The 21246-nt window shown below is 72.9% G+C and carries 18 protein-coding genes; 11 read left to right on the forward strand and 7 right to left on the reverse strand.

Features of this window, described 5'->3' with window-relative positions; translation table 11 throughout:
- The first annotated feature begins 47 nt into the window (after positions 1 to 47).
- Positions 48 to 959: an NAD(P)-dependent oxidoreductase gene (locus tag O7603_RS03445; RefSeq protein WP_281574223.1), complete on the forward strand. Its 912-nt coding sequence runs from the start codon at positions 48 to 50 to the stop codon at positions 957 to 959.
- Here the strand turns inward: O7603_RS03445 and O7603_RS03450 are convergent.
- On the reverse strand, positions 908 to 1555 hold the full coding sequence (locus tag O7603_RS03450; RefSeq protein WP_281574224.1) for a hypothetical protein: 648 nt from the start codon (positions 1553 to 1555) through the stop codon (positions 908 to 910). The two genes, O7603_RS03445 and O7603_RS03450, sit on opposite strands and share 52 nt — an antisense overlap.
- A gap of 151 nt (positions 1556 to 1706) precedes the next feature.
- Between O7603_RS03450 and O7603_RS03455 the strand changes: the two genes are divergently transcribed.
- From O7603_RS03455 to O7603_RS03465, 3 genes are read left to right on the forward strand one after another with little or no spacing between them, the layout of a single operon-like run.
- Positions 1707 to 2234 carry a PadR family transcriptional regulator gene (locus O7603_RS03455; protein WP_281574225.1) on the forward strand — a complete coding sequence of 176 codons (528 nt, stop codon included), beginning with the start codon at positions 1707 to 1709 and terminating at the stop codon, positions 2232 to 2234.
- A complete protein-coding gene (locus tag O7603_RS03460; RefSeq protein ID WP_281574226.1) occupies positions 2231 to 2902 on the forward strand; it encodes an ABC transporter ATP-binding protein in 672 nt (223 codons plus the stop codon). Before O7603_RS03455 ends, O7603_RS03460 begins: the two co-directional genes overlap by 4 nt.
- Positions 2899 to 5097 carry an FtsX-like permease family protein gene (locus O7603_RS03465; RefSeq protein WP_281574227.1) on the forward strand — a complete coding sequence of 733 codons (2199 nt, stop codon included), beginning with the start codon at positions 2899 to 2901 and terminating at the stop codon, positions 5095 to 5097. Before O7603_RS03460 ends, O7603_RS03465 begins: the two co-directional genes overlap by 4 nt.
- Positions 5098 to 5106: 9 nt before the next feature.
- Here the strand turns inward: O7603_RS03465 and O7603_RS03470 are convergent, their stop codons facing one another.
- The 4 genes from O7603_RS03470 to O7603_RS03485 all read right to left on the reverse strand — a co-directional run bounded on the left by O7603_RS03470 (position 5107) and on the right by O7603_RS03485 (position 10758).
- On the reverse strand, positions 5107 to 5847 hold the full coding sequence (locus O7603_RS03470; RefSeq protein ID WP_281574228.1) for a hypothetical protein: 741 nt from the start codon (positions 5845 to 5847) through the stop codon (positions 5107 to 5109).
- A 164-nt stretch (positions 5848 to 6011) separates the two neighbouring features.
- Positions 6012 to 8453: a hypothetical protein gene (locus O7603_RS03475; protein ID WP_281574229.1), complete on the reverse strand. Its 2442-nt coding sequence runs from the start codon at positions 8451 to 8453 to the stop codon at positions 6012 to 6014.
- 500 nt (positions 8454 to 8953) lie between these two features.
- Positions 8954 to 9574, reverse strand: a complete 621-nt coding sequence (gene prfH / locus O7603_RS03480) for a peptide chain release factor H (RefSeq protein ID WP_281574230.1) — start codon at positions 9572 to 9574, stop codon at positions 8954 to 8956.
- Positions 9571 to 10758, reverse strand: a complete 1188-nt coding sequence (locus O7603_RS03485; RefSeq protein WP_281574231.1) for an RNA ligase RtcB family protein — start codon at positions 10756 to 10758, stop codon at positions 9571 to 9573. Before O7603_RS03485 ends, prfH begins: the two co-directional genes overlap by 4 nt.
- A 278-nt stretch (positions 10759 to 11036) precedes the next feature.
- Between O7603_RS03485 and O7603_RS03490 the strand changes: the two genes are divergently transcribed.
- From O7603_RS03490 to O7603_RS03505, 4 genes are all read left to right on the forward strand, one after another.
- Complete coding sequence (locus tag O7603_RS03490) at positions 11037 to 11831, forward strand: serine protease (RefSeq protein ID WP_281574232.1); 795 nt, start codon at positions 11037 to 11039, stop codon at positions 11829 to 11831.
- Between the two features lie 271 nt (positions 11832 to 12102).
- A complete protein-coding gene (locus tag O7603_RS03495; protein ID WP_281574233.1) occupies positions 12103 to 12846 on the forward strand; it encodes a glyoxalase in 744 nt (247 codons plus the stop codon).
- Positions 12847 to 12958: 112 nt separating this feature from the next.
- Positions 12959 to 15298: an LLM class flavin-dependent oxidoreductase gene (locus tag O7603_RS03500; protein WP_281574234.1), complete on the forward strand. Its 2340-nt coding sequence runs from the start codon at positions 12959 to 12961 to the stop codon at positions 15296 to 15298.
- A 62-nt stretch (positions 15299 to 15360) separates the two neighbouring features.
- Positions 15361 to 16233: an MBL fold metallo-hydrolase gene (locus tag O7603_RS03505; RefSeq protein ID WP_281574235.1), complete on the forward strand. Its 873-nt coding sequence runs from the start codon at positions 15361 to 15363 to the stop codon at positions 16231 to 16233.
- 54 nt (positions 16234 to 16287) lie between these two features.
- On the opposite strand, the gene O7603_RS03510 is transcribed toward O7603_RS03505, so the two are convergent.
- Entirely contained in the window at positions 16288 to 16803 is a 516-nt protein-coding gene (locus O7603_RS03510; protein WP_281574236.1) for a MarR family transcriptional regulator, read from the reverse strand.
- Between the two features lie 281 nt (positions 16804 to 17084).
- On the opposite strand from O7603_RS03510, the gene O7603_RS03515 reads away from it, so the two are divergent.
- The 3 genes from O7603_RS03515 to O7603_RS03525 all read left to right on the forward strand — a co-directional run bounded on the left by O7603_RS03515 (position 17085) and on the right by O7603_RS03525 (position 19814).
- Positions 17085 to 17468: a UBP-type zinc finger domain-containing protein gene (locus O7603_RS03515; protein ID WP_281574237.1), complete on the forward strand. Its 384-nt coding sequence runs from the start codon at positions 17085 to 17087 to the stop codon at positions 17466 to 17468.
- Positions 17469 to 17637: 169 nt separating this feature from the next.
- Positions 17638 to 18534 (forward strand): bifunctional 5,10-methylenetetrahydrofolate dehydrogenase/5,10-methenyltetrahydrofolate cyclohydrolase, encoded by an 897-nt coding sequence (locus tag O7603_RS03520; protein WP_281574238.1) that lies wholly within the window; start codon positions 17638 to 17640, stop codon positions 18532 to 18534.
- A 182-nt stretch (positions 18535 to 18716) separates the two neighbouring features.
- Positions 18717 to 19814 carry a PQQ-dependent sugar dehydrogenase gene (locus tag O7603_RS03525; protein WP_281574239.1) on the forward strand — a complete coding sequence of 366 codons (1098 nt, stop codon included), beginning with the start codon at positions 18717 to 18719 and terminating at the stop codon, positions 19812 to 19814.
- A 43-nt stretch (positions 19815 to 19857) separates the two neighbouring features.
- On the opposite strand, the gene O7603_RS03530 is transcribed toward O7603_RS03525, so the two are convergent.
- Positions 19858 to 21216: a serine hydrolase domain-containing protein gene (locus O7603_RS03530; RefSeq protein WP_281574240.1), complete on the reverse strand. Its 1359-nt coding sequence runs from the start codon at positions 21214 to 21216 to the stop codon at positions 19858 to 19860.
- Positions 21217 to 21246: the final 30 nt, after the last annotated feature.

Consider the following 21246-nt stretch of genomic DNA (forward strand, 5'->3'; position numbering starts at 1 on the left):
GCGGACCCCCGTGCGCGGTGCGGGGCGGCGCAGGACAGGATGTGGCCATGACCGGTTCTGTTCCCCCGCCAGCACTGCCCGGGCGCGTCGTCGTCACCGGAGCCAACGGCAAGCTCGGTCGCGCGGTGGTCGCGCACCTGCGCGCCGTGGGTGTCGACGTGCTGGCCGTGGACCGCGCCGCGGGGCGCGACCCCCGAGACGTCGACGGCGAGTTCCTCCTCCTGGACCTCACCGACTACGGGCAGGTGGTGGAGGCCCTCACCGGGAGCGCCGACGAGCACGGCGGGCGGGTCGACGCGGTCGTGCACCTGGCCGCGGTCCCGGCCCCCGGGCTGCTGCCCAACGCGACCACCTTCGCCAACAACTCCGCGGCGACGTACAACGTCTTCGCCGCGGCCCGGGCCGCGGGAATCAAGCGGGTGGTGTGGGCGTCGAGCGAGACCGTGCTGGGCCTGCCGTTCGACACCCCGCCGCCGTACGCGCCGGTCGACGAGGAGTACGCACCGCGCCCGGAGTCGACCTACTCGCTGAACAAGGTGCTGGAGGAGGAGATGGCGCGGCACTTCTGCCGGTGGGACCCCGACCTGGTCATGGTGGGCCTGCGGTTCTCCAACGTCATGGACGTCGAGGACTACGCGCCGTTCCCGTCGTTCGACGCCGACCCGCGGCTGCGCCGGTGGAACCTGTGGGGGTACATCGACGCCCGCGACGGGGCCCAGGCGGTCGAGCGGGCACTCGCGCACGAGCGGCCCGGCGCCGACGTCTTCATCATCGCCAACGCCGACACCGTCATGAGCCGGTCCAGCGCCAGTCTCATGGCCGAGGTGTATCCGGACGTCGAGGTCCGCAAGGACCTCGGCGAGCACGAGACCCTGCTCAGCATCGACAAGGCCCGGCGGGTTCTGGGCTACGAGCCTCGGCACTCCTGGCGCGACCACGTGGACCCGGCCGACCGCTGAGGCGGCTGGCCGACGGCGGCGACGTCGTGCGCGTGACCGGGCCGCTGCGTCGGACAGCGGGCAGGAAGCGCGTCGGCGTTGCCTACCGTCGGCGGCCCGTTGACAGGTGGGGCGCCATGTAGCGGATCAGAGGCCCGCCCGGGCCGTGGTAGTCGAGGAGGATGTCGGGCGCGTCGACCAATCCTGAGGGCGCCGCGTTCGTGTGCCGTCGGCCAGATGCGCCATCGTCCGCCGTTGGGGGGGCCGGCCGTCACGGCGATGGTCACGCGCTTCATGCCACGATCGGTCTCGGTCAGGAGTCCGCTGGTGATGACGACGACGGACGAGCCCGTCCGCCGCTCCGGTGGCGGATCGCCACCGTCCACCAGGTTCGGCTCGGTGAGCAGGCAGCGGCAGGCCCGGCCACGGGCGTGCAACGCCTGCGCCAGGTGATCGACCACGCCGAGGTGGGAGTTCGGACAGGCCACCGCCACCCGTTGGCCCTTACCGACCGACGCGGCCGCGATCGCGTCCGCGATGGTCACCAGCGCTGCCCGCTCACGCGCGATCCACGAAAGATCGGGCGCGACCGTGCCGTCATCCAGGGTCGACTTCACACCGGTACAGGCGCGATCAGCCCGGGTGCCTGTTACACCGTCCCATCGGGCCGGCGGGTCGGCGGCGGACCGGGGCGCGGACAGCGACGAAGCGGGGCGACGTACACCGAAGGTATATACGCGAGGTATACATCCGGGGTATGGTCGCGGCATGAGCGTTCCCATGACCCTCCTCGGCCTGCTCGAACGAGAGCCCAGCCACGGCTACGACCTGAAGCGCGACTACGACACCTTCTTCAGCCGCGGTAAGCCGCTGCCGTTCGGCCAGGTCTACTCGACCCTGGGCCGCCTCGTCCGGGACGGAAAGATCGTGGTCGGCGAGGTCGAGCCGGGCGCCGGGCCCGAGCGCAAGCGCTACGTCATCACCGAACGCGGCGCGACCGAGGTCGAGTCGTGGCTGACCGAGCCGGTCGAGGCCGAACCCAACCTGCAGACGGTGCTCTTCACCAAGGTCGTGCTGGCCCTCATGCTCGGCCGTGCCGCCGAGGAGTACCTCGACGTCCAGCGCGCCACCCACCTGCGGCGGATGACGGAACTCACCGAGATTAAGCGCGGCGGCGACCTGGTCGACACCCTGCTGGCCGACCACGGCCTGTTCCACCTGGAGGCCGACCTGCACTGGATCGACGCCACCGTCGCCCGGCTGGACGCCCTGCGCAAGGTGGTGGCGCGCGGATGAAGGCCGTCGAAGCGCGCGACGTCGTCCTGTCCTTCGGCGAGACCCCGGCGCTGCGCGGCGCCAGTGTCTCGGTGGCCCCGGGCGAGATCGTCGCCATCATGGGTCCGAGCGGCTCCGGCAAGTCCACTCTGCTGCACTGCCTGGCCGGGATCCTCGTACCCGATGCCGGCGAGATCTACTTCGACGGCCACCGGATCGACACCCTGAGCGAGCAGCGGCGCAGCGCCCTGCGCCGGGACCGGTTCGGGTTCGTGTTCCAGTTCGGACAGCTCGTGCCGGAGCTGACCGTGGAGGAGAACGTCGCGCTCCCGCTGCTGCTCAGCGGCGTCAAGCGGGCGGCCGCCCTCCGTGCGGCGCGCCCGTGGTTCGAGCGGCTCGGCCTCGCCGGGCTGGAACAGCGCCGGTCCGGCGAGTTGTCCGGCGGGCAGGCGCAGCGGGTCGCGCTGGCCCGGGGGCTGGTCGCCCGGCCCGGGGCGCTGTTCGCCGACGAGCCGACCGGGGCACTCGACTCGCTGACCGGCGAGCAGGTCATGGACCTCCTCGTCAGCTCGGCTCGTGATCAGGGCACGACGGTCGTGCTCGTCACCCACGACGCCCGCGTCGCCGCGTACGCCGACCGGCAGGTCATCGTGCGCGACGGCAAGGTGAACGCGCTGGTGCACTCGTGATCCGATTCGCGCTGCGGCTGTCCCTGTCCGGCGGCCGGGAGGCCGCCGCCCGGCTCGTCATCATCGCCACCGCGGTGGCGCTCGGCGTCGGCATGCTCCTGGCGACGCTCGCCGGGATGAACGCGGTCGACGCGCAGAACCAGCGGTACTCCTGGCTGAACACGGCCGTCGCCCCGACCTCCTCCGACGCGTCGGCCGACGCGATGTGGTGGCTCGTCCGCGAGGACTACTACCACGGCGACTCCATCGGCCGGGTCGAGGTGGCGGCGCTGGGCCCGGACGCACCCGTGCCACCGGGCATCCCGCGCCTGCCCGGGCCGGGGGAGTTCTACGTCTCGCCCGCCCTCGGTGAGCTGCTGGACAGCGCGCCGGCCGCGGAGCTCGGGGACCGGTTCCCCGGCCGGGAGGTCGGCACGATCGGACGGGCAGGCCTGCCGTCCCCCGACTCGCTGCTGGTCGTCGTCGGCCGCGCCCCGGCCGAGCTGGAGCGGCTGGGGGCCCAGTGGGTCAGCCAGATCATGACCACGTCGCCGAGCGACTGCAGCAAGGGCTGCTTCGTCGGGATCAACCGCGACGGGATGGCGCTCGTGCTCTCCGTCGTCGCGGCCGCGCTGCTCTTCCCCGTCCTCATCTTCATCGGCACGGCGACCCGGCTGGCCGCGACCCGCCGGGAGCAGCGCTTCGCCGCGATGCGGTTGGTCGGCGCCACCCCGCGGCAGATCTCCGTCATCTCGGCGGTCGAGTCGACCATGGCCGCCACGGTCGGCACGGTCGCCGGGTTCGGCCTGTTCCTCGCCGTCCGGCCCGGTCTCGCCGGGATTCCGTTCACCGGCGAGCCGTTCTTCACCGCCGATTTGTCTCTCACGGCCGTCGACGTTCTGCTGGTCGCGCTCGGCATCCCGCTCGGCGCCGTCGTGGCCTCGTGGCTGGCCCTGCGGCGGGTGCAGATCTCGCCGCTGGGCGTGAGCCGGCGGGTGACCCCGAAGCCGCCGCGCGTCTGGCGGCTGGTCCCGCTGGTCGTCGGGCTCGCGGAGCTGACGTACTTCATCGGCCGACGCCCTCCCACGACCAACGGCCAGCTCGCCGCGTACCTCTCCGGGTTCCTGCTGATCCTGACCGGGTTGCTGCTGGCGGGGCCCTGGCTGACCATGATCGCCGCGCGGCTGCTGGCCGGGCGGGCGGGCCGCCCCGCGACCCTCATCGCCGCGCGGCGTCTGTCGGACAACCCGCAGGCCGGGTTCCGATCCGTGAGCGGGCTGATCGTGGCGCTGTTCGTGACCAGCGTGGCGACCGGCACGATCACGACGTACGTCGCCAACCGCGGCGAGCCGCGCACCGACTCGATTGCCGCCACGTCACTGTCGAAGTGGTTCCGGCCCGAGGACGGGCCGCCGCCGACGGCGGACCAGATCCCCGCCGAGCTCGCGACGATTCCCGGGGTGCGCAGCGTGGCCTTGGTGCACCGGAACCCCGACCCGGACGGTTGGGGGGGCGTGATCACCTGCGCCGAGCTGGACCGCCTCGCGGTGTACGGCAGCTGCCCCACCGGCACGCAGGTCGTTGCCGTGACCGACGACCTCATCGGCCTGCGCGCGTTCGACCTGACCAACGACACGTACGTCTGGGAGGCGGCCGACGTCGATCCCGCGGAGGTCGACCGGCAGCCGATCCTGTCGGTGGTGGTCAACACGACCAACCGGTCGGCGTTCGAGCGGGCCCGGACGATCCTGATCGACACGTTTCCGGCGGGGCGGTTTCCGATCAGCACCGCCGAGTGGGAGTCGACCTCCGCGCGCCTGCTGAGGCAGTTCCAGCAGTTGGCCAACGTGGTCATGCTGGCCAGCCTGCCGATCGCGGGGTGCAGCCTGGCGGTGAGTGTCGCCGGTGGGCTGAGCGACCGCAAGCGCCCGTTCAGCATGCTGCGGCTCACCGGGGTTCGGCTGCGGACGCTGCGTCGCGTGGTCGCCCTGGAGACCGTCGCGCCGCTGCTGCTCGTCGCGGTGGTGGCCAGCGGGATGGGCTTCCTGGCCGCGCATCTGTTCCTCCGGGCCCAGCTGGGCTACACGCTGCTGGCGCCGCACCTGTCGTACTACGTGCTGGTCGTCGGCGGTCTGGCGGTGTCGCTGGGAATCATCGCCTCGACGCTGCCGCTGCTGCGCCGGCTCACCGGGCCGGAGGCGGCCCGCAACGAGTAGATGGCCGACTCACAGGTCCGCGCAGCCGGCCTCGTCCGGCAGCAGCGGTCGCGGCGTCACCTGCCACAGCCGTCCGCCGCTGCGCCAGGGCGTGGCGGCGTCGGCGGTGGCGGCCGCCCGCTGGACCGCGTCCAGGTCGGCGCCGTACAGCACGAGGCAGGTGGAACCGGCCGCGGTGCCGGCCAGCGGCTCGCCGGCCAGCGCCGGCAACGGCCAGGGCCGCGCCGGCTCGGGGGTGTCGACCGGGGTGGCGACGATCGCGACGGCGTTCGGCCGGTAGGGCACCGGCGGGCGGGCGGCGTACCGGGCGAGGGACTCCCCCAGCCGCGTGGCCGCCGGGTCGGCCCGGGGGAGCGTGACGGTCCGCTGCCCGTCGGTCGAGCCGATGACGACCCGGACGACGGGCCCGTCGGGGTCGTTGGCCGTCGCCCGCTCCGGCACCGCGGCGGCCCGGCGGAGCAGTTCGCGTACGCCGTCCGGCGGGACCGGGTCCTCGCGCAGTCGCGGCCAGCCGCCGGCGGGCCCGGTCGGAACGCTGATCAGCCGGCCGTCACCGAACAGCGAGAACCTCGGGGGTACGGCGGCCGCGCCGCCGGGAGGCAGCATGCCGGGCAACTCGCTGAGCCGCAGCACCAGCGAGTCCGTGCCGGTCGGTGGCCGCGGACCGCTGTCACCGGGGGTGGCGCAGCCACCGACCGTGGCCGTTGTTGCCAACAGGGCCAGCAGGGCGGCCGCTCGGCCTCGGTGCATCGTCGCCTCCCACGTCACGGGTACGCCGGTCGGACGCCGGAGCCATGTGGCCGGTTCCACCCAGGCGGGTCGGACGATCTCCGGCACCGGCGTCATCGGGACGGACGGCGGTCCGGGGACGCCGCGCTGGCGCCCCCGGACCGGTCGTCCGGATTCACGGATGGTCAGGCCCGGCTGAGGGTGTAGTTCCCGGAACCGGCCTTGTTGATCACCACGACTCCGTACCAGGCGGTGCGGACCGGGGTGAAGGTGACCGTCTCGGTCGCCCCGGCGCCGCCGCCGGTCGCCGCGGCGACGGCCCCCGATCGGGAGCGGATCCAGGTGGCCGAGTTGGCCGGGTCGCTGTCCAGCACGAACAGCTCGGAATCCTGACCGACGTTGGTGGTTGCCACCGAGATGGTGACCGGCACCCCGGCGGTCAGGTACGCGTCCCGCACGGTGACCACGTTGTTCGTGCCCATCGCGATCGTGCTGCTGCCGGCGTTCAGCACGGTGGAACCCTGGGCCAGCTCGGCCCGGTAGCCACCGCCGCCGGACCAGTTGGTCACGCGCGGGTAGTAGTCACCCAGCGCCCGGCGGTTGGAGTCCACCGCCACGAAGTCGATGGCCGTGCCGCCCCAGGCGCTGCCGGTCAGGTAGACGCCCTGTGCCCGGTCGTCGTAGAGCTGGAGGTCCAGGTCGCCCGAGTTGGGCTTGAGCGCCACGACCGACCAGTAGGGCGACGAGGTCGAGTAGCCGAAGTTGTGCGGCGGCGTCGGTGTCGGGCGGGTCAGCGGGGCGTAGTTGCCCAGCGGGTCCCGGAACTGGTAGTCGATGGTGTTCTGGTAGACCGAGGCCCGTGCGCCGGAGTCGGCCACGTTGAAACCGTCGGCGGCGCGGTCGTTCCAGAAGGCGGCGAAGGTGGCGGAGTTGTGCCGGCGGGACGTGGTCCAGATGTTGAACGGACCCTCGCCGTACCGGTCCCAGGTGCCCTCGTTCGCGGAGTCGGTGATGTCGATCAGCGCCGCGGCGACCCGCCCCTCGGTGGTGTCGCCCTCGCCCCAGCCGTTGCCCCAGCTCGCATTCTCAAGGTTGAGCGAGGCGCCGCTCGGCCACCGGAAGAACGGGTCGTTGTAGACCGTCGCCGGGAACCACTCCGCCCAGCCCTCGGTCCACGCGCAGCCCGCGGAGCTGGTGCCGGTGACGCTGTGCGGGTTGCAGTTCGGCGCGGCGGGGAAGCTGTCGTTGTACAGGTCGTCCATCACCGCGTGGCCGATCTCGTGCACCACGGTCATCGGCGCGTTCGGGTCGTCGGCGGCGAGGTGGACCTGGTTGCTGCCCAGATTGTAGTACGTGCCGTCGGTCGAGTCCGGCGCCCAGTTGACGACCACCTGCCGGCAGCTCGCGTCGTCCTGGTCCCAGCACAGGTTGGTCGGCTTCGGCACCCACAGCCAGGCGTCGTTGGCGGAGTCGTACGCGTGCAGGCCGCGCTGCAGCGCCCCGTCGGCGGCGGTGAGCGGACCGAGGTTCAGTGTGCTGCCGGTGGCCACGTCGTTGGTCGTCCCGGTCTGGAACGTCAACGGGTTGCCGCCGCGCTGCACCCGCCACAGCGAGTTCGAGCTGATGAAGCGGACGTAGATGTCGGCGGTGCCGCTGTCCGGCCACCCCTCGACCTGGGAGTCGAAGCAGATGTTGTAGTTGCCGAGCCCGTCGGTCACCCCGGTGGCGAGCAGGGCGTCGCCGAAGGTGTCGTCGTCCCAGACCTGCACCTGCATGTTCATCTGGTTGTGCCAGCCGCCGCCCTGGTCCTGGAAGCTCCAGTTCCCGGCGACCCGGGTGTCGCACGGCGCCTGCGGGCTGATCACCGTCAACCCCTTGGCGGTCGCCTCCGCCCGCGCCTCGCCGGCCACGCTCTGCGGACCGACGCTCTTCGGCGTCTGCCCGGAGGGCCGCGGCACCCGCGCCGAGGTGGGCACGGTCCTGGTCGCGTTGTCGCCCGTCGGGGTCGCGTGGCCGAGCCGGGACAGTCCGGCCTTCTCCCCGATGGTCAGGAAGACGTCATCCTGACCGGCCTGGACGTCCTTGCCGTACGGCGCGGTCGCGCGCGCCTGGATCTGCACCTGGCCGGCCTTGACCGCGCGAACCACGCCGTTGAACGCGACGCTCTCACCGGCCCGCAGCGCGCGGGTCGTCCGCGCGACGGAGACCGCGCCGGCCCGTTCGGGCTGCACGCTCCGCTGCGCCTGGACGCCCAGCTCGGCCGGCGCCCGCACCCACTCCAGCTCGGCCGGGAGGGTGACGCTGATGTCGCTCGGTCCGATCTTCCCCTCGCCGCGGACGGTCACCCGCAGCGTCGCCGTCTCGCCCACCGCGGGCGTGCGGTCGAGCTTCGTCTCGACGCCCAGGCAGCTCAGCGTCTCGTCCTTCAGGCTCTTGCCGGCCGACGGGCGCAGCCCGCACGTCTCGCCCCGAGCCAGCTGGTAGGCGGGTGTGGTGCGCGCCTTCGTGGACTCGTCCGGATCCGCGGCGTACGCCGGACCGGCGCCCCCCGCGAGTGCCACCATGACGCCCGGCACGATCACGGCGAGCGCCGTTCTCGCGGGCCTGGTGGCCTTCGTACCGAACATTGATTTCCTCCCCCCAACGTCGGGCCGTCGTCCGGCCCTGTGTCGACCGGGCCGCTGTTTGGGCCCCCGGAGAGCATGCGTATTCGGCGTCGCTCGACAAAGCCTTTGACCGGTTGGCGACATGTAGACGATGGCAAATGTGCAGAGCCCGCACCGAATCGGATTCCGTCGGGCCAAAACGCGACCGATGACGGTCGATGGTGGCATTGGGGACAGTGACGGTTATCCGACGGCTGCGGGTGGATGTCGTTTCCCGGACAACCTATTCGCCGATCCGAAGAGCGCGCTCGACCTGGGCGAACACATAGGTGAGCGGTCAATCTATCGGCTGGGTCGGCCCGATTCCCGTCCGGTGGGATATGCATCGGGTAACGGCGGGGCGGGCGGGTGTTTGTGTCGATCCGGAGAAATCCGAGAAGAAGAATCGTTCGGGCTCCGATCGGGAGTCCGCCCGGCGAATATCAGCCGCGCGGTGCGTAGAAGTACCGCCTTCCTCCCGGTTACCGTGCCGATCGGGGACGTTCGGTCCGGACGGGGTTGCCGCGGACGAGTTCGTCGTGAAGATGCCAGCGCGCGGTGGTGACCGCGCGCCGGGCGGCCTCGTCGGTGTGCGCGAGGCGCTGACGCAGCAACTGCAGGGCGATGCGGCGGTTGAGGCTGGACTGCCGTTCGGTGTCGACCACGACGACGATGCCCGAGGGGCGGTGCGTCGCCCGGACCGCCGTGCTGGCCTTGTTCCGGTGCTGACCGCCGGGGCCACCGGTCCGGCAGGCGACCACGTCGACATCCGCCTCCGCGAACGTCGTCGTCGGGCTGTCGACCTCGCACGGCCGGGCGGTGACGTACCAGTTCTTCCGTCCGCTGCCCGCCCGGTACGGGCTGGGCGCCTGCCAGCACAGCGTCCCGGTCCACGAGGCGGCGAACGCGTCGGCGTGGACACCGGCGATCCGCACGAGGACCGACCGGTAGGTGCCGGTCCGGTCACCGGGCACCGTCTCGGCGCGGGCGGTGGTCAGACCCTGCCGGGTGGCGTCGGCCTCCAGCCGGCGCAGCAGGCGGGCCAGCGCCCAGGCGCATTCCTGAGGCCCCCGCCCGGCCGACAGGAGCAGGTGGACGTTCATCGCCGACCCCGCCCGCGACGGTCGTCCCGGCGGTCCGAGCGGGGCGTGGAGCCGAGATCGGGTGTCTTGTAGGTGACCAGGGGCACCGTGGTCGCCACGGGCGTGGCCAATTCGTGGTCGACCAGGTCGGTGATCACGTGCTCGATGCGCTTGTAGGCCGTCGGCGCCTCTTCGAAGAGGAGTTGGCGGTCGCCGCAGACCACCAGCGAGCCCAGCGGCGTGCGACGCAGTTCCTCGACGGTGTGCTTGGCCCGACCCCGGCGCAGGGCGTCCGCACGGGACATCTTGCGGCCCGCGCCGTGCGCCACGGAGTGGTTGGCCTCCCGGCCCGCGTGGGCGGCCACGAGGTAGGACGGGGTACCCCGGGTGCCGGCGATGAGCACGTCGCGGCCGTCGCCCGGGGCCGCGCCCTTGCGATGCAGGTAGACCCCGTCGCGGACCTCGACCAGGTTGTGGCACTGGTCCACGATCGGCTCGGTGGGCGCGAAGCCCAGGGTGTGGGCGACCCGGGCGGCCAGCAGCCGACGGTTGAGCGAGCCCCACCGCACGGCCTCGTCGTGCTGGGCCAGGTAGGCCGCGGGATCCGCGGCCGGGCCCGCGCCGTGGACCTCGGTGTGCGCCCGCAGGATCCGCTCGCCCAACCCGCGGGAACCGCTGTGGACGATGAGCACCAGGTCGCCGTCGGTGAGCCCGAGTCGGCTCGCGTGGGCCGGCTCGAAGACCGCCTCGACCCGCGCCAACTCGACGAAGTGGTTGCCCCGACCGACCGTCCCCAGTCCTTCGAGGTGACCGGCGGGCACGTCGCCGTCCAGGACGGCCCAGGCCGGGTCGTCGGCGTCCCGCTCGGGGTCCAGCGCGCGGTCGAGATCGGGGAAACGGGCGGCGAGTTTCTCGGGTACGGCGCGCTTGAGCCGGACCGGGAACACGGCGATGCCGCACCCGATGTCGGAGCCCACCAGGAACGGGTACAACACGGTCGACGCCATGGCGGCCCCGATGGGGGCGCCCTTGCCCGGGTGCAGGTCAGGCATGCCGGCGACGTGGATCATGCCGTCGAGAGCGGCGACCTGCCGACACTGCGCCAGGGCCTCGGACTCGATCCAGCTGGTGGGGGACGCGAACACGGTGACGGTGGCCGGGGCGGGCTGCGGCGCAGGCTCCCGCCGGGAGAGGTGCTGAGACAACGACGCTCGCTTTTCGCTGAGAAGGATGGGCGGACGGCACGAGGGCGCCGATCGGCGCGGCGGGGCCTCGGAGGCGGGATGCGGTCCGTCAGAACGTCATGGCATCACCTTCGCGGAGTCCGCCGCGCGGAGCAACCGACTTTCGACCGCCGCGATCCATAACGCGGGGGTACGACCCAGAGGGTATGTGCCGAGCGATTCATTGATCTCAATATGATGGCCGCAATCGTGAACAAGGTGCGCTCACGAGGCGTGCCAGTCCTGATGCGGAGGAACGTATGGTTCGCTGGCGCACCCTCACCGGCCTGTTGGCCGCCGCGTTGGCCGCGGTGACCGCGGGCGGCATCACCCTCGCGGCGCCCGCGGCCGCGGACGGCGGAACGATGACGCCGTACGTCGTCGGTGGCACCCGTGCCGCGCAGGGCGAGTTCCCCTTCATGGTGCGGCTCTCGATGGGCTGCGGCGGGGCCCTGTACAGCTCGCGGCTGGTCCTCACGGCGGCGCACTGCGTGGGCTCCACCGGCGCCAACACCAGCATCACCGCGACGCTCGGCGTGGTCGACCTCCAGTCGTCCAGCCGGATCACCGTCCGGTCGAACTACGTCTACCGGGCCCCCGGCTACAACGGCAACGGCAAGGACTGGGCGCTGATCCGGCTGGCCACCCCGGTCACCGGCCTGAGCACGTTGAAGATCGCCAACACGACCGCGTACGACAACGGCACCTTCACCGTCGCGGGCTGGGGCGCCGCACGCGAGGGCGGCCCGCAGCAGCGGTACCTGCTCAAGGCGACGGTCCCGCTCGTCAACGACTCCACCTGCGACGCCAACTACGGCGGAGACGTCATCCCCGCCGAGGAGATCTGCGCCGGGTACACCAGCGGTGGGGTGGACACCTGCCAGGGCGACTCGGGTGGCCCGATGTTCCGCCGCGACGCGAACAACGCCTGGATCCAGGTCGGCATCGTCAGCTGGGGCAACGGCTGCGCCCGGCCCAACTACCCGGGTGTCTACACCCAGGTGAGCTACTTCGCCTCGGCGATCGCCTCGGCCGCCGCGAGCCTCGGCGGCTGACCCCACGACCGATCGGGCGGCCCGGCTGGCGACCAGCCGGGCCGCCCGTCCGTGGGCCACTCCTCCGGAAAGCGCCGCCGCTGGCATGACGCGCGGTCGGGTTCGACCCGACCGCCCCGAACCCGAGGGCGCGGGCCGGCCGGCCGCACCTCCGCGGTGGTCACGAACCGCCGCTCCCTCGTCGTCCAGTGCCGCGGCGGCCCCGACCGGGGCGGAGGTGTGCCGGATCCTGACACAATGGCCGGGCCGTCGACCGGACCGGGAGTTGATGATGACGGAGACCGGTGTACGGCCGAACGAGACGACGGTCCCGTTGCTGCACTGTGTGTCGGCGGAGGAGACCCTGGCGTTCTGGCGGTCGCTCGGATTCACGGTGACCTACGAGCAGACCCGGCCGTACGTGTACCTGGCCGTCGAGTGGAGCGGGTTCGCGCTGCACTACGGCGGCGCGCCCGCCGGCCTGGATCCGGCGGCCGAGAACACCGGCGGCTGCCTGGTGATGGTCGACGCGGTGGCGCCCTACCACGCGGCGTTCACCGAGGCGATGCGCCGCAACCATGGCAAGGTGCTCGCCAAGGGCCGCCCCCGGATCACCCGCTACCGGCCCGGCGCGTCGCGCTTCAGCATCGTCGATCCGTCCGGAAACACGATCATTTTCATTCAGCGGGACGAGCCGGAGGAACTGGACTACGGCGGCTCGAAGCGGCTGGAGGGACTGTCTCGGGTCCTCGACAACGCGCGGATCCTGCGCGAGTTCAAGACCGACGACCGGGCGGCCTTCCGGGCGCTCAACTCGGGGCTGCGCCGGCACGGCGACACCGCGACCCCGCTCGAGCAGGCGCACGCGCTCGCCGGGCTGATCGAGCTGTCGGGCGCACTGGCGGAGCCGGAACGCATACCCGACTGGGGCGCCCGGCTCCAGCAGCTCCGGCTGACCGCCCAGGAGCGCGAACAGGTGCGGTCCGCCGTGGCCGACCCGACCGCGCTCGAACCCTGGTTGCCCGAAGCTCTCTGAGGTTTCCTCGCCCGGCGTCCGCGTGACGCGCCGCTCCAGGTGTCGGCCGGTGGGAATGCCCTGCGGGCAGAACAGGTTGTCGGTCAAAAGATCTGCTGAATAGACTTCTTTCTTGACCAACGATCGTGAGATGGGGAGTAGGGCGATGCCCGATTACGGCCACGAACTCCTGTTCGGGACGTTCCTCACACCGAGTGCGCAGGACTCCGACCGGGTGCTGGCGCTCGCCGAGTTGACCGAGGCGGCGGGTCTGGATCTCGCCACCTTCCAGGATCACCCGTACAACTCGGAGTTCCTCGACACCTGGACCCTGCTGAGCTGGGTCGCCGCCCGCACCGAGCGGCTGCGCGTCTCCGCGAACGTCCTGAACCTGCCGCTACGGCCGCCGGCCGTCCTGGCCCGCGCCGCGGCCAGCCTCGATCTGCTCTCCCACGGCCGGTTCGAACTCGGCCTGGGCGCCGGGGCGTTCCGGGACGGCGTCGAGGGCATGGGTGGCCGCAGGCTGACCGCCGGGCAGGGCGTGGCGGCGCTGCGCGAGGCGATCGACGTCCTGCGCGGCGTCTGGGACGACACCGCGCCGGGCCCGTTGCGGCGCGACGGCGAGCACTACCCGATCCCGGGCATGCAGCGCGGCCCGACGCCGGCCCACGACATCGACATCTGGCTCGGCGCCTACCAGCCCCGGATGCTGGCGTTGACCGGCCAGAAGGCCGACGGCTGGCTGCCGACCCTCGAATACCTCCGGTCGCCGGACCGCGTCACCGCCAACCGGCTCATCGACGAGGCGGCGGTCGCGGCGGGACGCGACCCCCGACAGATCCGCCGGCTGCTCAACCTCTTCCAGGTCGACGTCTCGCCGACCGACCGCGGCTTCCTCCAGGGACCGCCCGAGCAGTGGGTCGACCAACTCCTTCCGCTGGTGCTCGAGGAGGGGTTCAGCGCCTTCCTCATCGGCCGTGACGACCCACGTCTCATCCAGGTCTTCGGGCAGGAGATCGCCCCCGCGCTGCGGGAGGCCGTCGCCGGCGAGCGCCGGGGGAGCGGGACCGCGACGGGACCGGCCCGGTCGTCCATCGCGTTGGCCAAGCGCCTGCCCGCCGTCGACTACGACGCGTTGCCGGCGTCGCTGGCCGCCGGTGCCGTCGAGCCCGGCGACCCGGAGTACGAGCGGGTACGCCACAGCTACAGCTGGCAGGGGTCGCCGGCGCTGGTCATCCGACCCGGGAGCCCCGCGGAGGTGACCGACGCCCTCGCCTACGCGCGTGCCCAGAACGTGCCGATCTCCGTGCGCAGCGGCGGCCACGGCATCAGCGGCCGGTCGACGAACGACGGCGGGATCGTCCTCGACCTGTCCCGGTTGGACAAGGTCGAGGTGCTCGACCGGGCCACCCGGCGGATCCGCCTGGAGCCGGGCGCCCGTTGGGGACACGTCGCGCGGGCGCTCGCCCCGTACGGCCTGGCCATGAGCTCGGGTGACTACGGCGACGTGGGCGTCGGCGGCCTCGCCACCACCGCCGGGATCGGTTACCTGGTGCGCAGGTACGGCCTGACCATCGACCACATCGTCGCCGCCGAGATCGTCACCGCGGACGGCGCCCTGCTCCGGGTCGACGAGGACCACCACCCCGACCTGTTCTGGGCGATCCGGGGCGCCGGCGGCAACTTCGGTGTCGTCACCGCCCTCGAACTGGAGGCGTACGAGGTCGACGACGTCGTCTACGCCCAGCTCGTCGTCGACGCGAGCGACACCGCCGGCCTGCTGCGGCACTGGGGCCGCCTCGTCGAGGACGCGCCGCGGGAGCTCACCAGCTTCCTCGCCCTGTTCCCGGCCCGCCGGGGCAACCCGCCGATGGCCCAGGTGACCCTCGTCTACGCCGGGGACGACGTCGATGCGGCGCAGTCAGTCCTGAGCCCGTTCCTGGAGATCGGGCCGATCCTCGACCAGCAGGCTCAGCTCGTGCCCTACCCGGCGATCGTCGCGCCGCCCGGAAACCAGCATCGCGGCCAGGGCCTGGTGGACAGCCACAGTGGTCTGTTGCACCACGTCACGCCGGAGGCGGCGGACGCGATGGCTATCATGATCCGTTCCGGCGACGTGATGATCATGCAGTTCCGCTCCGTCGGCGGCGCCGTCAACGACGTCGCCCGCGACGCGACCGCGTACGCGCACCGGGCCCAGAACTTCTCGGTGCTCGCCGCCACCGTGCCGGAGCGCCGGCCCCAACTCGACAAGCACTGGGCCGACCTGTACGCGCACCTCGACGGCATGTACCTCAGCTTCGAGTCCGACACCGGCCCGGAACGGCTGCGGGACGCCTTTCCCGAGCCCACGCTCCGCCGGCTGCGCGCCATCAAGGCCACGTACGACCCCGACAACATTTTCAACCGCAACTTCCCCATCCCGCCGGCGCCTGCTCAGGAGAGCATCGAGGAGACCGACGATGCCGCGTGAGATCGGCCTGCTCACCTGCTCGCCGGAGACGTCGGGCCGCACAACGGAAAGAAGGTCAGCACGTGCAGACGTGGCAGGTCGGTGACGCCACCATCACGAAGATCGTCGAATTGGAGAGTGTCGGCGACGCCGAACTCATGCTCCCCGCCGCGACCCCGGAGGCCGTCGAGGGCATCGACTGGCTGTATCCACACTTCATGACGCGGGACGGCCGGTTGAGGACCAGCATCCACTCCCTCGTCATCGAGACGCCGGAGCGCCGGATCCTCGTGGACACGGCTCTCGGCAACCAGAAGCAGGGCCGCCCGGTCGACGCGTGGAACAACCTGGACACCCCGTTCCTGCGTCGCCTGGCGGAGGCCGGCTTCCCGGCGGAGTCGATCGACACCGTCCTGTTCACCCACCTCCACATGGACCACGTGGGCTGGAACACGCGCCTCGTGGACGGGAACTGGGTGCCCACCTTCACGAACGCCCGGCACCTGGTCGTACGGGAGGAGCTCGACCACTGGCGGGCGGATGCCGAGACCGCGACCGACGGGATGCGACGGGCGTACGCGGCCGCCTTCGCGGACTCCGTACGGCCCGTCGTCGAGGCGGGTCTGGTCGACCTGGTCGGGAACCGTCACCAGGTCGGCGACGGGGTCCGCCTGGCACCCACGCCCGGGCACACCCCGGGGCACGTCAGCATCGAGATCACGTCCAGAGGCGAACGCGCCCTCATCACCGGCGACTGCATCCACCATCCCGCCCAACTGGCCCACCCCGAGTGGACGTCCCACGGCGACCTCGACGCCGCGCAGGCGGTCCGCACCCGCCGGGAACTCCTGTCGGCCCTGGCCGACGACCGGTCACTGCTCATCGGCACGCACTTCGCCGGCCCGACCGCCGGGTACGTGGTGCGGGACGGGGATTCGTACCGGCTCCACGCCTGACGTCGAGGAAGCGCGCCGCGGGACGGGTCGGCCGGGGGACGGGTCGGCCGCGGATCAGCGGGACTCGTCCGCCGGCGGAAGAACGCTCGTCACCGCGACGCAGGGGTCTGTTCCCGGCGCGGCGACGTGGATCGCCTCGGCGGCGCGCTCGGCGAAGTCGCGGAAGGCGGCCCGCTGCTCCTCGGGCAGGCCGCCCAGCACGTGATCCTCCGCGTGCGCGACCCGCTGCTCCGCCTCGGCGAGGGCCCGCCGCCCCCGCTCGGTGGCCACGATCCGGCGGGCCCGCCGATCGCGGGGGTCCAACCGCCGCTCGATGAGGCCCGCGTTCTCCAGGTCGTCGATCACGTACGTCAGGACGCTGCGGTCGATCACCAGGCGGGACGCCAGAGCGCCCTGTGTCGGCACCTCCTCGTGGACGACCACCGCCAGGATGTGGTAGCCGCGGCTGCCGTGCGGGAGGTCCTTCAGCGCCTCCTCGACGTACTCGTGCCAGCGGCGCAGCACCATGCCGAGGGACCAGCCGAAGTTCGAACCGCGCTGGCGGTCGGACGGACCTGTGGCGACGGACATGCGGCCCAGTCTAGCTCCATGTGTTGACCGCCATATCGGTTGTCAAGCAAACGAATTGGTCGCCCCATCCCCTTCTCACCTGCCGCGCGTACCCCCGTGCCCGGCCGGGCCTCCGACACCGCGCCGGTCCCCGGACCCGTCGGTGAGTGCCGACCGGCACACCCGGTGGGGCGGGGCGCCGACCGATGCGTTCGAGGTGCCAGACTGCGAGGCCGGGGCGGTCCGGCGCGGGTGGGGACCGGCCCCGACCGTCGGAGGCCGCGAGCCGGGAGGTACGCATCGTGGGTGACCAGGCCAAGCCCAAGCTGGAGCCGCAGCCCGGGACCGGGGCGATCGACCCTGCCGTGCCGCCGAGCGGCCCGGGCTGCGTGGAGTGCGAATCCTCCGGCGGGTGGTGGTTCCACCTGCGCCGCTGCGCGGCCTGCGGCCATGTCGGCTGCTGCGACTCCTCGCCGAGCCAGCACGCGACCGCCCACGCCGCCGCGACGGGTCATCCGATCATCCAGAGCTTCGAGCCCGGCGAGTCATGGTTCTGGGACTACTCCAGCGAGCAGTTCTACGCCGACGGGCCGGAGCTGGCCGAGCCGCACTCGCGCCCGCTCGACCAGCCCGCCCCCGGTCCGCAGGGTCGGGTGCCGGAGCACTGGAAGAGCCGGCTGCACTGAGCCGGTGGCGCCGCGCCCGTGACGCGCCGCGGAGCGGTGCCCGGTGGGACGAGCGGCCCCCGCATGGGGCATCATCGAGTCAGCAGCGACTGGCGGCACGGGGATGGTCGAACCATCGGGGAGCTTGTCGCGGGAGTCGACCGCCTGGGCGCCCGCGCCGAGGAGTCCCATGTCCACCACCACACCACTGCCTGAGACCCAGCCGTCCGGCACGGCCCGGCTGCTGCCGGGTGCGCCGGTGGCCGAGGCGGTGCTCGACGAGGTCGCCGCCGGTGTCGCCCGCCTGCGCGGTCGCGGCGTCACACCGAGCCTGGCGACCGTGCTGGTCGGCGACGACGACGCCAGCGCCGGCTACATCCGCATCAAGCAGCGTCAGGCCGCCGCGCTGGGGTTCGAGTCCCCGCACGAGCACCTGCCCGCCAGCGCCACACAGCAGGACCTGCACCGGGTCATCGCCGGCTTCAACGCCGACCCGGCGGTGCACGGGCTGCTGGTCCAGTACCCGATCCCCGCCCACCTGGACTACGACGCCGCGCTGCAACTCATCGATCCCGACATGGACGTCGACGGGATGCACCCGCTCAACATGGGTCGCCTCGCGGTCGGCGTGCCCGGACCGCTGCCCTGCACCCCGGCCGGCATCGAGGCGCTGCTGGCGTACCACGAGATCCCGGTCGCCGGACGGGACGTCGTCATCCTGGGCCGCGGCGCCACCCTCGGCCGCCCGCTCGCGATGCTGCTGTCGCAGAAGCGTCCGACCGCCGACGCCGCCGTCACCGTCGTGCATTCGGGCGTGCCCGACTGGCAGCGGCACACCCGCCGCGCCGACATCCTCGTCGCCGCCGCCGGGGTGCCCGGGATCATCCAGCCGGAGCACGTGAAGCCGGGCGCGGTCGTGATCGGCGCCGGCGTCCGCTACGCCGGCCGCCGGCTGCTGCCGGACGTCGACGAGGCCTGCGCGCGGGTGGCGGGCGCCATCACCCCACGGGTCGGCGGGGTCGGGCCCACCACCGTGGCCATGCTGTTCCGCAACGCCCTGCGCGCCGCCGAGGCGGCGACCCGGTAGGCCGGTGGGCGCGCCGATCCCACTCCGCGGACGCGCACCGGCGGGATCGGCCGCCCCGTACCCGCGTCTCCACCGAGCACGCGCGCGTGACGCCACGGTGACGGCCGGGCGTGGACGCTGACCACGATGTGGGCAGGGCGCCGGTGCCGACCGGCGTCGCCCCAAAGCGTGGGGAGTGCGGCATGAGACGACGCGTCGTTGTGGCCGCGGTGACGCTCGCCGCGTGCGTCGGCGTCACCGGGTTGCCCGCCGGGGCGAGCGCGCACCAGCCGGGGGAGCGCGGCGCGTCCGGCTGGCGGGGGATCGACCTGACCCGACCGGAGGTCGTCGCCACCGGCCTCGACGTTCCGTGGGGCCTGGCGTTCCTGCCCGACGGCAGCGCGCTCGTCGGCGAGCGGGACAGCGGGCGGGTGCTGCGGGTGCGCCGAGGATCCCCGCCGCAGCAGGTCGCACAGATCGCCGGCGTCGCCGCCGTCGGCGAGGGCGGCCTGCTCGGACTGGCGGTCTCGCCGCGCTACCGCATCGACCGATACGTGTACGCCTACTTCACGTCGAGCGCCGACAACCGGATCGTTCGCTTCCGGCTCACCGCGCCGCACCTTCAGGAGCCGATCCTCACCGGCCTCGCCCGGGCCGGCGCCCACAACGGCGGCCGCATCGCCTTCGGCCCCGACGGCCTGCTGTACGCGGGCGTCGGCGACGCCGGCCAGGCGGCCACCGCTCAGGACCCGGGGAGCCGCAACGGCAAGATTCTGCGGATGCGGCCCGACGGCGGCGTGCCGCGGACCAACCCGATCGCCGGTTCACTGGTGTACAGCCTCGGCCACCGCAACGTCCAGGGTCTCGACTGGGACCGGCGTGGCCGGCTCTACGCGACTGAATTCGGCGCGGGCGCCTGGGACGAGGTCAACCGGATCGTTCCCGGGGGCAACTACGGCTGGCCGGTCGTCGAGGGCGTCGCTGGCGACCCGCGCTTCCGCGATCCGGTTGTGACGTGGCGACCCGCCGAGGCGTCGCCCAGTGGTGCGGCGATCGTGGGCGACACCCTGTACGTCGCGGCCCTGCGGGGCACCCGGCTGTGGGTCGTACCGCTCCACTGGTCCGGCGGGGTCGGCACGCCGACCGCGCAGCTCGTCGGCGCGTACGGCCGGCTGCGCACGGTGGTCGCCGCACCGGACGGCTCCCTCTGGGTCACGACCAGCAACCGCGACGGCCGGGGCGTTCCCGCTCCGGACGACGACCGGATCCTGCGGTTCCCGCCGGTGCGCTGGTGGTGGTGACAGCGGCCCTGGTCGGTGTCCGGCGGTGACCTGGCCGCGACGGTCAGCCGACGGCGCGGGCGAGGGCGTCGGCGACGGCGACCCGGGTCGGATCCGGGTTCGCCCAGCTCCAGTTGGGGTGCGCCCGGTTGGTGAGCAGCGTCAGGACGAGTCCGCGGCCGGGATCGACCAGGAGCGACGGGCCGGCGAAGCCGGTGTGACCGAAGGTGCGGGCCGAGGAGAGCCGGCCCATGAACCAGGGCTGGTTGAGGACGACGCCGAGGCCGTGGGCGGAGGTGCGGTTGGGGCGTTCGGGGTCGATCGCCGGCTTGCCGCCGTTGGCGTTGGTGAGCATCCGCCTGACGGTGGCCTCGGCGAGGATGCGCCGGCCCCGGTGGGTGCCCCCGTCGAGGAGGAGCTGGCCGATCGCGGCGAGGTCGGCGGCGCTGGCGAAGACACCGGCGTGGCCGGCGATGCCACCGAGGTGGTTGGCGACGTCGTCGTGGACGGTGCCGCGCAGCAGGCCGCGGGAGGAGCGGGCGTCGGTGGCGACGAGGCGGCTGGCCCGCGCGTTGGCGCCGAGCCAGGTGTTGGGGTTGAAGCCGGTGTCGCGCAGGCCGAGGGGACCGGTGAGGTTGCTCCTCAGGGCCCGGTCGAGGCGTTGCCCGGTGACCTTCTCCACGATCTTGCCGGCGACCATCAGCCCGACGCTGGAGTAGCGGAAGGTGTCACCGGGGGTCGCGCCGGCCACGAGCGGGGTGGCGAGCACGGCGGACCAGCGGGCGGCGTTGCTGCCCAGGCCGGTGACCCTGGCGCCGACGGGCAGGCCGCTGGTGTGGGTGAGGAGCATGGCGACGGTGACGTCGTCCTTCCCGGCCCCGCCGAACTCCGGCAGGTAGTCGGTGACGGGGGCGTCGAGTCGCACGCGCCCCTTGTCGACCTGCTGTAGCAGCAGGATCGCGGTGTAGACCTTGGTGACCGAGGCGAGGTCGAAGATCGAGTCGGGGCGCATCGCGACCCGCCGGCCGGCGGGTAGGAGCGTGGGGCCGGCGCCGTAGCGCAGCGCCTCGCCGACTGCGGTGTGCACGGCGACCCTGCCGTCGACCAGGACGAGGGCGACCGCCCCGGGGTAGCCCGCGTGCCTGACCGTGTCCGAGCCGGCGGGCAGCCCGCGCCGGAGGACCCGGGTGACCTCGCCGGCGTACGGCGCCTGCCCGACGGTGCCGCTGCCCGGGGTCGCCGACGGCCGGGACGGGTTGGCGCCGAAGGCCTCGGTTGCCCGACCGGTGCCGGTGGCCCCGGCGGCTTGGGGGCCCGCCGTGGCCGGCGAGGAGCCGCCGTCGGGCGCCGCGGCGCAGCCACCGAGCGTGGCGGTGGCGGCGGCCAGGCCGGCCCCGAGCAGGGTGCGACGAGCGACGGGCATGGCGGTGATGATCGCAGGTCACGGCGCGTC

Source organism: Micromonospora sp. WMMD812 (genome assembly GCF_027497215.1).
GTDB lineage: Bacteria > Actinomycetota > Actinomycetes > Mycobacteriales > Micromonosporaceae > Micromonospora.

What these genes read in the sequence shown, in the direction of transcription:
- O7603_RS03445 (WP_281574223.1), top strand. Translation starts at nt 48, where the DNA reads ATGACCGGTTCTGTTCCCCCGCCAGCACTGCCCGGGCGCGTCGTCGTC.
- O7603_RS03455 (WP_281574225.1), top strand. Translation starts at nt 1,707, where the DNA reads ATGAGCGTTCCCATGACCCTCCTCGGCCTGCTCGAACGAGAGCCCAGC.
- O7603_RS03460 (WP_281574226.1), top strand. Translation starts at nt 2,231, where the DNA reads ATGAAGGCCGTCGAAGCGCGCGACGTCGTCCTGTCCTTCGGCGAGACC.
- O7603_RS03470 (WP_281574228.1), bottom strand. Translation starts at nt 5,847, where the DNA reads ATGCACCGAGGCCGAGCGGCCGCCCTGCTGGCCCTGTTGGCAACAACG.
- O7603_RS03475 (WP_281574229.1), bottom strand. Translation starts at nt 8,453, where the DNA reads ATGTTCGGTACGAAGGCCACCAGGCCCGCGAGAACGGCGCTCGCCGTG.
- prfH (WP_281574230.1), bottom strand. Translation starts at nt 9,574, where the DNA reads ATGAACGTCCACCTGCTCCTGTCGGCCGGGCGGGGGCCTCAGGAATGC.
- O7603_RS03490 (WP_281574232.1), top strand. Translation starts at nt 11,037, where the DNA reads ATGGTTCGCTGGCGCACCCTCACCGGCCTGTTGGCCGCCGCGTTGGCC.
- O7603_RS03495 (WP_281574233.1), top strand. Translation starts at nt 12,103, where the DNA reads ATGACGGAGACCGGTGTACGGCCGAACGAGACGACGGTCCCGTTGCTG.
- O7603_RS03510 (WP_281574236.1), bottom strand. Translation starts at nt 16,803, where the DNA reads ATGTCCGTCGCCACAGGTCCGTCCGACCGCCAGCGCGGTTCGAACTTC.
- O7603_RS03520 (WP_281574238.1), top strand. Translation starts at nt 17,638, where the DNA reads ATGTCCACCACCACACCACTGCCTGAGACCCAGCCGTCCGGCACGGCC.
- O7603_RS03525 (WP_281574239.1), top strand. Translation starts at nt 18,717, where the DNA reads ATGAGACGACGCGTCGTTGTGGCCGCGGTGACGCTCGCCGCGTGCGTC.
- O7603_RS03530 (WP_281574240.1), bottom strand. Translation starts at nt 21,216, where the DNA reads ATGCCCGTCGCTCGTCGCACCCTGCTCGGGGCCGGCCTGGCCGCCGCC.